The sequence below is a fragment of the Paenibacillus sp. JT31N17 genome, assembly GCF_056269255.1.
This window is the reverse complement of record NZ_JBWDNP010000003.1, coordinates 314,855-327,063: the sequence shown is the minus strand read 5'-3', so window position 1 is coordinate 327,063 and position 12,209 is coordinate 314,855. Positions and strand designations below refer to the sequence as shown.

Genomic DNA, 12,209 nt, shown 5'->3' with positions numbered 1-12,209 from the left:
TTAACTTTATTTCATTGTATATGAACCACTTACCACTATGAATGCACCATGTTACAATATGGGATATACTTTATTTCATAATACAAAGAGGTGATTTCCATGATTCGCTCCTGTGGAATCAAGCTGTTCGCCCATCTTTACTGGAACAGCAAACAAGCCTTTGCACTGAGCAAAGACCGCTATCCCTATTGGACTCTGTTTGCCATGGAAAAGGGTGAGTTTGAATTCAGCATCGGGGAACAAAGAGGAATTGCCGCAGAAAACGATCTGATCCTTTGCCCCCCGCAGGTCTGGTTTCACCGCCGCGCCCTGAAACCGGTAACTTTTCATTACGTTCAATTTGCATGGCTTGCCGGCGAAGAGAATGTGGATTATCCGCTTGAGGAGGTCCGTGTCAGAATCGCGGATAAGCTGCGGCTGTCGACCAGCTTTGCCCACTTGCGGCAGCTCTCTGAATTCATGGACGAGAGGTCACATTGCTGGAAGGCATACATGGTGGAAGATATGCTGAACATGGCGGTAATGGAGCGTGAAAGGGCGGCAAGGCTGCCGAAGCCCACAGGAGACACTCTTATGCTTGCGGTGCGGGAGGCCCTTCAGGAGCAGGCGCTCGAAGCGCTGCAGCTGGGTGAACTGGCCTCAGCCTTCGCTATGTCGCCGGTTCAGCTGACGCGGCGTTTCCGCGCTTCCTTCGGCGTGACGCCATCTCAATTTATAACGGATATCAGGCTCACCCATGCCGTTCTTCTGCTCAAAGAAACAGCGCTGACGATGGATGAGATCGCACAGCGCTGCGGGTATGACAACGGCTATTATTTTAGCCGCGTATTCGAGAAGCACCAGCAGGTGCGTCCATCTGTGTACCGAAAGCTGAATCAGGTCTGACAGACCTGTGCAGCAGGACTCTCCTATTGGAAAACCTTTAAGCCTCGAACCGTTTGATGCCGTCCGAAGTGACGACCGACAGCAGCAAGGGCTTGCGGGCAGGCTGATCTTGTCCGCCAATTGTGTATGCAGCGAGCACGCGCTGCGCCACCTCACTGACAGACGGGCTGCGATCCCGCGCATGGAGCTGTGCGATGATGTCGCCGGTCTTCACGCTGTCCCCAACCTTAAGCTTCAGCATCAAACCAACCGCATGGTCGATTTCATCTTCTTTGGCTGCACGGCCAGCGCCAAGGAGCATTGCAGCAAGTCCAAGCTGCTCGGCATCAATCTGCTGCACGAAGCCATCCTTCTGTGCTGTCACATTGATAATCTCGGGCGCCTTCGGCAGCAGGCCTGGATTATCCGCTACAGCAGGATCACCGCCCTGCGCAGCGACAAAAGCCCGGAACTTCTCAAGCGCCGACCCGGATTCCAGCTTCTCGCGCAGAAGCTTTTCCGCTGCTTCCAGATTATCCGCCTGCCCGCCCAGAACAACCATATGGGCGCTCAGTGCAAGGCACAGTTCAAGCAGATCCCGGGGACCCTGTCCCTGCAGGACCGCAATGGCCTCCTCCACTTCAAGCGCGTTGCCGATGGCATAGCCGAGCGGCTGATCCATATCGCTGATCAGGGCTGCCGTCTGGCGCCCGACCTGCGAGCCGATCTCCACCATCGCAGCCGCCAGCGCTTCCGACTCGTCCAGCGATTTCATGAAGGCGCCGCTGCCAGTTTTCACATCCAGAACAATGGCATCCGCCCCGGCGGCAATCTTCTTGCTCATAACCGAGCTTGCGATAAGCGGAATCGATTCAACAGTAGCCGTCACATCCCGCAGGGCATACAGCTTCTTGTCTGCCGGCGTAATATTGCCGCTTTGGCCGATAACGGCTATACCGATATCGTTCACCTGGGCGAAGAACTGCTCTCTGGAGAGCTCCGTGCGAAAACCGGCCATCGATTCCAGCTTGTCGATCGTTCCGCCCGTATGGCCCAAACCTCTGCCGGACATCTTTGCGACGGGTACCCCGCATGCGGCTACCAGAGGGGCGACAATCAGTGTCGTCTTATCGCCGACGCCTCCAGTGCTGTGCTTGTCCGCCTTGATGCCGCGAATGGAAGAGAGGTCGACCTGATCACCCGATCTTGCCATAGCAAGCGTCAGTTCAGCGGTCTCCTCTGCAGTCATGCCGCGAAAAAAAACGGCCATTGCCCAGGCCGACATCTGGTAGTCCGGGATGTCGCCTTGGCAATAACCTTCAATGAGAAATGACAGTTCCCCGGCAGTCAGGGAGCCGCCCCCTCTTTTCTTACGAATGAGATCAACGGTCCGCATCTCTTTATCCTCCTTAATGAGAGGTGCCTGTGTGACGGGATCAAGAGAAATTAAACCGGCTTGGATTCTTCAAGCGGCTTGCTTTTTTCCGCTTGTGCTTTCAAAATAAGCAAATCAAGCGTCTGGCTGAGCAGCAGCACGTCGCCATGCAGAAAGGTCTGCTGCCGCATAGCTGTTGCCACCAGTTGTCCCCGTAAACGTTCCAATCGGTGATTCGTATGGTTGTCCATGAAAATCCTCACTTTTTCGCTTTATCATGGACATTATACGACGGTTGCTGAACAAAGAATGTCACAATCAGTCGAGGTCATTATTACAATTTTGTTACAAAAAACGCAACTAAAGGAGCGGAATTAACCCCTCTACAAGACCTAGGAACTGTGTTTTTACTTTTTCGGTTGTTTCCATCACCTCTTGATGCGACAAAGGTTGATCCAAAATACCCGATGCCATATTGCTTATGCAGGAAATTCCCAGCACTTCGATGCCGGAATGACGGGCTGCGACAACTTCAGCCACCGTCGACATTCCGACAGCATCCGCCCCCATAATCCGCATCATGCGAATTTCGGCTGGTGTTTCATAGGATGGGCCCAGTACGCCGATATACACGCCCTCGCGCAGGGAGAAGCCCTGCTGCCGGGCCGTCTGGACGGCAAGCGCGCGCAGCCGGCGGCTGTACGCCTCAGACATATCGGGGAAGCGCACGCCGAGCTCATCCTCATTCGGACCAATGAGCGGATTGCGGCCCGTCAAATTAATATGATCGCTGATCAGCATCAAATCGCCCGGCTCATAGCCTGTATTGATGCCTCCCGCCGCATTCGTGACCACCAGAATGCTTACTCCGATGGACTTCATCACCCGCACCGGGAAGGAAGTAAGCTCCGGTCCATAGCCCTCGTACATGTGGAACCGGCCGCGCATAAGCACAACAGCCCTTCCGGATATCGTTCCGATCAGGAGCTCTCCGGCATGGCCCTCAACCGTGGATATTGGAAAGTGGGGAATGTCCTCATAGGGTATCGTAACCGCATTTTCCAGATTATCGCCAAGGATGCCTAAACCCGATCCAAGAATAAGTCCCACTTGCGGTTTAAGCTGTGTCCTGGTTGTAATATAGTCTGCCGCTTCGGCAATATGAACCGCATTTAAAATTGTCATTCCTGTTCACCCCTGCCACATAATATGTTTTAACGTAATCCTTTTATAAAGGATGCTCCGCTTTGCGGCGGCTTGACTCCGAAATTATCCGCGATGGTCGCGGCTACATCCGCAAGCGTCGACCGGACTCCGAGCGGCCCCGGAGACTGAAGCGCAGGACTGTACACCAGCAGCGGGACATACTCCCTCGTATGGTCGGTCCCCGCATGCGTCGGATCATTGCCGTGATCAGCCGTAATGATCAACAAATCCCGATCGCCCAGCGGTTCCATTAGAGACGGCAGCGCACGGTCAAATTCTTCAAGCGCCCCGGCATAGCCTTTGGGATCGCGTCTATGGCCGTACAAGGAATCGAAATCCACCAGATTGGTGAAAAGCAGCCCTTTAAACGGCCGCTCCAGCATTTCGCGGGTTTTTTGAATCCCGTCCGCATTGCTCTTAGTCGGGAGGGATTCAGTAACGCCCTCCCCGTCGAAAATATCATTGATTTTTCCGACTGCGATGACATCATAATTTTTGTCCTGAAGAGCATTCAAAAGTGTCGGCTCAGGAGGCTTCACGGCGTAATCATGGCGATTCGGCGTACGCTTGAAGGCTCCCGGCTCCCCTATGTATGGTCTTGCAATGACGCGGCCAATGGAATAACGGTCGTCCAGCGTTAGCTCCCTGGCAATCCGGCATCCCTCGTACAGCTCGTCCAGTGGAATAACTGATTCATGGGCTGCGATCTGGAAGACGCTGTCTGCTGACGTATACACGATCCACTTGCCTGTCCGGATCTGTTCCTCGCCCAGCTCCTCAATAATGTCCGTGCCGCTGGCGGGCTTGTTGCCGAGCACGCCGCGGCCTGTCCGGGCCTCGAAGGCCATCAGCAGATCAGGCGGAAAACCGCCCGGAAACGTGCGGAATGGCGTCGTCAGCTTGAGGCCTGCCAGCTCCCAGTGACCTGTCATCGTATCCTTGCCGACCGATACCTCAGCCATTTTACCATATGAAGCGACTACTTCGCCTTCGGGAGTCCAACTGCCAAGCGGAGTGATCCGGTCCAGTCCAAAACGGCGTAAATGGGGTAACTCAAGGTTGGGCACTCGCTCCAGGATATGACCGATCGTGTGTGCGCCTTCATCTCCGAACGAAGCGGCATCAGGAAGCTCACCTATTCCGACGCTGTCAAGTACAATCAGCGCAATTCGATCAAATCTCATCGTTCTACCACTCCTATTCCAATTTCATGATGTGATGGCCCTTAAGCCGTCTTACTTTACTTTCGCCCTGGGATGGGCCTGATTATAAACGTCCTTGATGCGCGCCTTCGTTACCTGCATGTAAACCTGTGTGGTGGAAATATCGGCATGTCCCAGCATTTCCTGCACGCTGCGCAAATCCGCCCCGTTCTCCAGCAAATGCGCCGCAAAGGAATGACGGAGCGTATGCGGCGTAATTTCGCTTTTGATCCCGGCTTCGATGGTGTATTTCTTGATCATCTTCCAAAAGCCCTGCCTGGTCATGCGCGTCCCCAGCTGATTCAGATAAAGAGCGTTCTCGGCGCTCCCTTCCTTCAGCAGCGTATGCCGAATGGATACCAGATAAGCGGAGAGCGCCTCGCACGCGATGCCCCCAAGCGGAATGATTCTCTCCTTGGCCCCCGCTCCCACACAGCGAATAAAGCCAAGCGATAAATTGATATGATCGACATCAAGCGAGATCAGCTCGGATACCCGGATACCCGTCGCATACAGCAGCTCCAGCATCGCTTTATCCCTTACTCCCGCGAGTGTCGAGGTATCGGGGGCAGCGAGCAGGCATTCCACTTCCTCGACAGTCAGCACCTTCGGAATCCGCTTCTCCTGCTTGGGCGTTTCCATATTCAGCGATGGATCATGATTGATCATCCGCTGGCTGGTCAGGTAATGAAAGAATGAGCGAATGGAAACCGTATGCCGTGACACGGTCGCCGTAGCTCTCCCCTGCTGCCGCAGCTGGAGCAAATAACGGGAAATATGATGCATTTGGATATCTGCGATTTGCGTGAGTCCCTGCTGTGCCGAAAAGTCGAGAAAACAGACCAGATCCCGTTCATAGGAAGTGAGCGTATTTGAGGAAAGCCTTCTCTGGGCTTCCAAAAAACGAATGAACGTCTGCAGATGAGCTTTCATGGGTTGTTCCTTTCCCGTAAATCGTTCAACTTCACAATCTCTACAACTGATATATTCCACAGGCATCGCTGTTTTCCTGCCAAACGGGCCCACTTCATGTCGAAAACGCGCAATCAGGCACTCATGCGGCGTTATTCACCATACCAGTAAAAGACTCTCAGCCTCTCGGACAGGCTTGTATCTTCAGCCACAGCATATGGTTGAAACACTTTGAGCGCATGACCCTGCGGAATGCGGTAAGGATCGGAAGGAACAATCCAGGCGGCGGCAAACCGGCAGCCTCCGTACATCAGTATGGTGAGAATAGCGAGCAGCAATGCAAAAGAAATCCGCCTGACCCACCTTCGCAACGACACGACCATAGTTATCGTCTCCTCATTTTTTTTGGTGGAGAAGCGCACCCCGGAATTGCCCCGGCGGTTGTCCTCTTTCATCACCTTATGTGAGAGAGACGCCTTTCATGTCAGATCAACCGGCGCAGCCAAGCCAGTTAAGATTATGTCGGCTTATAATGGAACATAAGGCATGCCGACCGCTTCCGCGACCTGCGGGTGGGTAACATGCCCTTTATACGTGTTCACACCCTTGCCCAGCGATGGATTGAGCACGGCAGCCTGCTCCAGCCCCTGATTGGCAAGCTCCAGCGCGTAAGGAATCGTGACATTCGTCAGCGCGTAGGTTGAGGTGCGCGGGACCGCCCCCGGCATGTTGGCTACGGCATAATGAAGCACGCCATGCTTCTCATAAATCGGGTCGGAATGCGTTGTAACCCGGTCAATCGTGGCAATTGTACCTCCCTGGTCAACCGCAACATCGACGATAACCGACCCCTTTTTCATCGTTTTGACCATTTCCTCCGAGACCAGATGCGGAGCCTTGGCACCCGGGATCAGAACCGCCCCGATAAGCAGATCCGCCCTTCGGACTGCAGCGGCAATGTTATAGGAATGCGACATCAGCGTCTGAATCCGGCCGCCGAACACTTCATCAAGGTAACGCATGCGCTCGGCGCTCTTTTCCAGAATCACCACGCTTGCTCCCATCCCCAGCGCAATTCTGGCCGCATTGGTGCCGACGATTCCGCCGCCCAGAATAATGACCTCCGCCGGAGGGACACCCGGCACGCCCCCCAGGAGTACGCCTCTGCCGCCGTAGAAAGCCTCCAGAAACTGCGAGCCGACCTGTACGGCCATCCGTCCTGCCACCTCGCTCATAGGCGTCAGCAGCGGCAGACTCCCGTTCTCCAGCTGAATGGTTTCGTAAGCAATGGCCGAAACCTTGGCATCAACCAGCGCTTGTGCAAGCGGCCCGGCTGCAGCAAGATGCAAATACGTAAATAATACAAGTCCGGGGCGAAAAAAACGGTATTCTTCCGGCAGCGGCTCCTTGACCTTCATGATCATATCGGAGCTGCTCCACACTTCCGCCGCATCCGTGCCGATATGGGCGCCTTCGGCAGCGAATAATTCATCCGGAAAGCCGCTTCCCTCTCCAGCTCCCGGCTCAATCATCACCTGATGTCCGGCAGCAGCCAATACAGCAGCACCGGCCGGTGTCAGGGCCACGCGATACTCGCTTGATTTGATTTCCTTCGGCACTCCGATTCTCATACGAACTCCTCCTAAGCATAGCTATTATTCTTCATATGCAGGGAATGGACGTTGTTGACAGTCCTCGACGATACGTTTTCCTGACGCGCTGCAAATTATGTGCAGCCAGGGCGGCAGCTGCCCATGCCCGGAAGCATTTGCCCCCATACAATGGATTATTAAAGGAGGGCATACCTTGCAAAAGCTTGAACGATTGCTTAAAAGCTGTATAAAAGACCGGGCGGATGCGTCAACCAGACGCACGGTAATCGGTTTTAAACAACGCTCGCAGTATATAAAAGCGGTGAAGGAGCTTTCCAGCGCGGGCATCCATCCCATCAAAAGCATACAGGAAAGCAAGGCGATCTGCTGCCATCTCAATGCAAAGCAAAAGAATAGGCTGAAGGCGCTGAACAATCATCCGCACATCCGGTATGTGGAGGAGGATTTTAAAATAAAGGCGCACAGCCTGCCCGCAGCCTCCTGTTCCCACAGGAAGAGGCATGCCAAAAAACAAACGGAAGTCTGGTTCTCCCCCCAAAGGATCACCTGGAACATTCGCCGTGTCAAAGCGCCCCGCGTATGGCCGCTGACCATGGGTAAAACGGTGGGCATTGGCATCATTGATACAGGCATCGCCAAGCATCCTGATTTGCATATCGCCGGAGGCGTAAACACGATAAATGGCAGGTCCTATCGCGACGATAACGGACACGGGACCCATGTTGCGGGTATAGCTGCCGCTCTGGGGACAAAAGGCCAAATTCCGGGGGTCGCGCCAAGAGCCAGCCTTTATGCGGTCAAAGCGCTTGATGCCAACGGTGAAGGCTACTTATCCGACATTATAGAAGGCATCAACTGGTGCATCAAAAAAAATATCCCTGTCATTAATATGAGCCTTGGTCTGGAAGGCGGAACGAGCCTGGCTCTGCGGGAGGCTGTCCGCCGCGCGAGCAGGAAAGGAGTTGTAATAGCCGCCTCCGCCGGCAATAACGGCCGGCTGAGCGGAGGCATTGATGAGCCGGCCAAATATCGCGAATCCATTGCGGTAGCCGCATCAACTAGAAGCAACAGGATTGCTCCTTACAGCAGCAGAGGCAAAGGCATTGCTGTCACCGCGCCCGGCAGCGATATCAAATCAACCTGGCTGGACGGCGGCTACAAGATTCTATCCGGCACCAGCATGTCCAGTCCCCACGCAGCCGGTACAGCCGCGCTGCTGCTGTCGCTTGAACCCCGCCTGACTCCATCAGCCGTCAAGCGCCGCCTTGAAGCTGCCGCCTGCCATCTGCCGGGGTACAGCAGATTGTCACAGGGTTACGGGCTGCTGAATGTTCCCGAATCAATCAGACAACCATACTTGCGCTTCTCCCGGCGCCGGTTGACAGACAGCGTCGGCTTTAATAATTCGCATCGCAAGGCTGGCAGTACGGCAGCCCGCATCAAAAAAGTCCATAAACATTAAAAAAATCCCCGTGTGTGCGTCGCAGCCTTCAATGCTGAAGGAGCGGCGCACCATGAGGATTTATTGTTGTTCGTTCTTGCTGCGGCAGCGGCTGCAAATGCCTTGAAAATCAAGACGATGATCGATGACCGCAAATCCATATTCCAGCTCCAGCCGTTCTTCGAGCGGACCGAGCCAATCTTCCAATATTTCGTCCATCGATCCGCACTGCACGCAAATCAGATGGTGATGATGATGCTTGTTATTATCCGTGCGCAGGTCATATCTGGCCACGCCGTCTCCAAAATTCAGCTTCTCGACTACATGCAGCTCGCTTAACAGCTCAAGCGTCCGGTATACGGTAGCGAGTCCAATCTCCGGCGCTTTATCCTTAACAAGCATAAAGACATCTTCCGCGCTCAGATGATCCTCTTCGTTCTCCAATAATACGCGTACTGTCGCTTCGCGCTGCGGGGTCAGCTTGTACCCTTGCGACTGAAGCTGCTGCTTAATCTTATCAATCCGGGATTCCATGGCTTCCCCCCTCGCAACTGCTTCGTGCCTATCACCGGAAACACTTGATATAATTATAGGGGCACATCGCGAGGAAAGTCAAACTTTTTTAGAATGATTACAATCCGCTGCCAAGGCCCGATATGAGCGGCACCGCCCACTTCAGAAGAACCGGCGAGATGAATGATTCCACTAGCGCAGCCCCCAGTGCAATGATGATCATGAGCACACCCGTCGAGGTGTGTGAAATAAACGATTGGCTCATGGAGCCGTAGCTTCCAAGCAGTCTGTTCTTGATAATATAAATGGAGAACGATACGGCAGAAACACTTGCGATAAGAAGCGCGGGCACCACAATCAGGTTGGCGGGAGCGACCGATACCAATGAGAAAAGCAGTCCCTTCCATTCATGCTGGCTGACCAGTGTGCCGACGGCAAAGCCGACCAGAACCCCCTTCAGGAAATCCAGTGCCAGAACAAGGGGCATCCCCACAACAGTAAGTCCAAGCACCCATATTAGAATGATCCATTTGGCGTGGAATATGGCGCGTTCCCAGAATGACTCCGTGCTGCCTTCCAGCATCCCCGATTGGATGCGCTGGGCAAATTGCTGAACATCGCCGGCCAGATCCTGCTGCTGGTCAAGCGTCAGCGCATTGACAAGCAGCGCACCGAATACTAGGCCAACAACAAAAAGAACAGATACAAATACATAGAGGACCAGCTGGTCCTTGATCATCGGTTGCAGCGAAGAAGAACGCATGACATATCCCTCCAAAAGAGCCGGATGGTTCATTGTATGTCCAAGCCGTCTCCGCTATACCGTCTGATTTCCTTGAGTGCGTTCAGTGACCATGATTGCGCCGGAAGCGGTTCATTTAGTTGGGGGGACTCTCATGACTTCGCGACCCTGCCATATCGCCCTCCGCCTCCGGCCTGAAGAACAAGCGTGCCGGAACGGGAAGCTGCGATCACCTCTGCCGCAGCCTCTCCCGCCGTCTCCGCGACTTCTGTAATCGGCGCGTCATGAAGAATCTGCATCTCCGTTCCAAACCTCGCAAGCAGCCTGTCCATCGCCCGTTTCCCGACCCCGGGGATAAATTCCAACGGAACCTGATACACATAAGGAGGCCTGTTCTCCGGTAATAAAGGCTGCTCTCTTCCGGCCTGCGCGGCAAGCTGTTCGATGCGGTCCATTACCCCGCGCACCTGCTTTGGACTGCCGCAGTGTACACAACGCCCCGCCGCATTCGTCTCTTCCGCCAGCTCGCCGCAGTTCACGCAGTAGGTCCGGTGATATTTGCCCAGTACCGGATTGAGGCCATAATTTGCCGTAATGGCTCTGCCCGAATCGCCGCGAAGCGCAAGCGCAAGTTCGGCAAAGGAAGGCTCAGCGAGCAGGAGCTCATTATATTCGCGTCCGATCTTGCCCAGTGAATGAGCATCGGAATTTGTTACGAATGGAAGCTTATCAAGATCGGGAATCAGACCGGCCATGCGGCTGTCCGAGCTTAGTCCCAGCTCTACGGCATCAATCAGCGCCGGGTCCAGCGTTTGATCCAGCCGGTCGGAGCAGCTGCCGAACAGGCTCTTATGCGGGGTGAAGATATGAGCCGGGATGAACAAGCCGCCCCTGCTCTTCACTTCCTCCTGCAGTAATCTGGCAGGCACATAAAGGCGCTGCGAGCTGAGATTTACATTTTTCATGTGGCGTGCCATCCATGTTGTGAACTGCGTCATGTCCGCAAGTGTGGGGAGGTAGGCAAGATGATGGGCAGGACCGCATCCCTCATCCCTGACTTCGATTTCCGCTCCCAGCAAAATCGTGGTATCCCGGTAGCGGATTCCCCCGCCCGGGACCTCCGCCATCTCTCCGTTGTCCAGCAGACGGATAATATCCTTCTGCACGCCGGGAGAATGACAATCGATAACGCCAAGCAGGCCGATTCCTTTGCGGATGGCAGCTTCATGGGCTATATTGCGGAAGGTCAAATCGCGGCTGCCGCTTATTTTGACCGGCTCGCCGCTTTCCGTCCGCCCAATATGCAGATGGAGATCAGCGAAAACCCGCCCGAGCTTTACTTCCCCCATTAGAGCCGGATCTCCCCCGTAAGCCGGTATATATGCCAGGCGTATACAGCCAGAATAGTCTTCGCATCGCTGATGCGCTCCTCGCGGATATACTGCTGCGCCTGCTCGAAGGTGATCGCCTCCACAGCCAGAAATTCATCCTCATCCGGGCGGCTGTCCCCCTTCACAAGATCTTCCGCCACAAACATATAGAGCTTCTCATTGGCAAAACCCGGGGAAGTATAGAACGCGCTGAGCGGACGAAGCTTGCCGGCACTGTATCCGGTCTCTTCCTCCAGCTCGCGGGCGGCCGCAGCCATGGGATCCTCGCCCGCATCCAGCTTGCCGGCAGGGATTTCGATCTGAAATTTTTCCATCGCTTTCCGGTACTGCTCCACGACAAGCATTTTGCCGTCAATGAGCGCCAGTACGGCGGCAGCTCCCGGATGCCGGATAATTTCCCTTATTGCCGTACCTCCCCCCGGAAGCGTCACGGTATCCACCTGCAGCGAAATCACTTTTCCTTGAAAAACAGGCTCTGTCGATACCGTTGGCTCACGATACTCATCTGTATGTTCCAGCATGTTCCTTCACTCCTTGTTGTTGTTCAACAGTATGAATAGGATAAGCTTGTCATACCCATACTGTTTCACGCATAAGATTAAGCATATAACTTTCTTTCAATTGAAACCGCACAAAATCGAACAGAACTGCTGAATGGTTAAAATTTCCGCCAAATGATTATAAATAATTAAAGGGGGTTACGGTGATGAAACAATATTCCTTCTCCAGTCAGTTAACGCTTGTCGGCAAAGCGTGGGAAATCCGCCATCAGTTGAAGTTAATGGTGCAGCAAAGCCCTGCTCACATTCGCGGCAGCAAAATCAAATCCGCCGGCACGTTGGGAGATTATCTGGAGCATCGCCGCCCTGCCAGCCGCTGAATACTGCCTTCATTCCATAACTTGGATAAAGACCGGACAATTTATTGTCCGGTCTTCTTGTCAGTTATTC

At 54.1% G+C, this 12,209-nt stretch carries 13 protein-coding genes and 1 pseudogene; 3 read left to right on the top strand and 11 right to left on the bottom strand.

The features are described from left to right. Nucleotides 1–99 precede the first annotated feature (99 nt). Nucleotides 100–885 (top strand): helix-turn-helix domain-containing protein, encoded by a 786-nt coding sequence (locus tag AC0YOB_RS13225; RefSeq protein ID WP_475793203.1) that lies wholly within the window; start codon nt 100–102, stop codon nt 883–885. 37 nt (nt 886–922) lie between these two features. Here the strand turns inward: AC0YOB_RS13225 and AC0YOB_RS13220 are convergent, their stop codons facing one another. From AC0YOB_RS13220 to ald, 7 genes are all read right to left on the bottom strand, one after another. Beyond that, a complete protein-coding gene (locus AC0YOB_RS13220) occupies nt 923–2,260 on the bottom strand; it encodes a pyrimidine-nucleoside phosphorylase (RefSeq protein WP_475793202.1) in 1,338 nt (445 codons plus the stop codon). 50 nt (nt 2,261–2,310) lie between these two features. Beyond that, complete coding sequence (locus AC0YOB_RS13215) at nt 2,311–2,490, bottom strand: Spo0E family sporulation regulatory protein-aspartic acid phosphatase (protein WP_210041732.1); 180 nt, start codon at nt 2,488–2,490, stop codon at nt 2,311–2,313. A gap of 109 nt (nt 2,491–2,599) precedes the next feature. Continuing rightward, nucleotides 2,600–3,424, bottom strand: a complete 825-nt coding sequence (locus AC0YOB_RS13210; protein WP_475793201.1) for a purine-nucleoside phosphorylase — start codon at nt 3,422–3,424, stop codon at nt 2,600–2,602. Nucleotides 3,425–3,453: 29 nt separating this feature from the next. After that, complete coding sequence (locus AC0YOB_RS13205; RefSeq protein ID WP_475793200.1) at nt 3,454–4,629, bottom strand: phosphopentomutase; 1,176 nt, start codon at nt 4,627–4,629, stop codon at nt 3,454–3,456. A gap of 51 nt (nt 4,630–4,680) precedes the next feature. Next, on the bottom strand, nt 4,681–5,580 hold the full coding sequence (gene xerD / locus AC0YOB_RS13200; RefSeq protein WP_210041738.1) for a site-specific tyrosine recombinase XerD: 900 nt from the start codon (nt 5,578–5,580) through the stop codon (nt 4,681–4,683). 131 nt (nt 5,581–5,711) lie between these two features. Then, nucleotides 5,712–5,942, bottom strand: a complete 231-nt coding sequence (locus AC0YOB_RS13195; RefSeq protein WP_210041740.1) for a DUF4227 family protein — start codon at nt 5,940–5,942, stop codon at nt 5,712–5,714. A gap of 144 nt (nt 5,943–6,086) precedes the next feature. After that, complete coding sequence (ald, locus tag AC0YOB_RS13190; RefSeq protein WP_475793199.1) at nt 6,087–7,190, bottom strand: alanine dehydrogenase; 1,104 nt, start codon at nt 7,188–7,190, stop codon at nt 6,087–6,089. 175 nt (nt 7,191–7,365) lie between these two features. Here ald and AC0YOB_RS13185 point away from each other — a divergent pair, with 175 nt between their 5' ends. Beyond that, nucleotides 7,366–8,634: a S8 family peptidase gene (locus tag AC0YOB_RS13185; protein WP_475793198.1), complete on the top strand. Its 1,269-nt coding sequence runs from the start codon at nt 7,366–7,368 to the stop codon at nt 8,632–8,634. Nucleotides 8,635–8,694: 60 nt separating this feature from the next. Here AC0YOB_RS13185 and fur read toward each other — a convergent pair whose 3' ends face one another. The 4 genes from fur to AC0YOB_RS13165 all read right to left on the bottom strand — a co-directional run bounded on the left by fur (nt 8,695) and on the right by AC0YOB_RS13165 (nt 11,780). After that, on the bottom strand, nt 8,695–9,147 hold the full coding sequence (fur, locus tag AC0YOB_RS13180) for a ferric iron uptake transcriptional regulator (RefSeq protein ID WP_210041748.1): 453 nt from the start codon (nt 9,145–9,147) through the stop codon (nt 8,695–8,697). 97 nt (nt 9,148–9,244) lie between these two features. Then, nucleotides 9,245–9,889, bottom strand: coding sequence for a stage II sporulation protein M (gene spoIIM / locus AC0YOB_RS13175; RefSeq protein ID WP_475793197.1), 645 nt, complete (start codon nt 9,887–9,889; stop codon nt 9,245–9,247). A 131-nt stretch (nt 9,890–10,020) separates the two neighbouring features. After that, nucleotides 10,021–11,217 carry an endonuclease Q family protein gene (locus tag AC0YOB_RS13170; RefSeq protein ID WP_475793196.1) on the bottom strand — a complete coding sequence of 399 codons (1,197 nt, stop codon included), beginning with the start codon at nt 11,215–11,217 and terminating at the stop codon, nt 10,021–10,023. Continuing rightward, the gene (locus AC0YOB_RS13165; protein ID WP_475793195.1) at nt 11,217–11,780 is read right to left on the bottom strand and encodes an NUDIX hydrolase; all 564 of its coding nucleotides are present in this window, start codon (nt 11,778–11,780) and stop codon (nt 11,217–11,219) included. Before AC0YOB_RS13165 ends, AC0YOB_RS13170 begins: the two co-directional genes overlap by 1 nt. 185 nt (nt 11,781–11,965) lie before the next feature. On the opposite strand from AC0YOB_RS13165, the pseudogene mciZ reads away from it, so the two are divergent. Further along, nucleotides 11,966–12,037: pseudogene (mciZ, locus tag AC0YOB_RS13160) on the top strand (Z-ring formation inhibitor MciZ); the annotation flags it as partial. Nucleotides 12,038–12,209 lie beyond the last annotated feature (172 nt).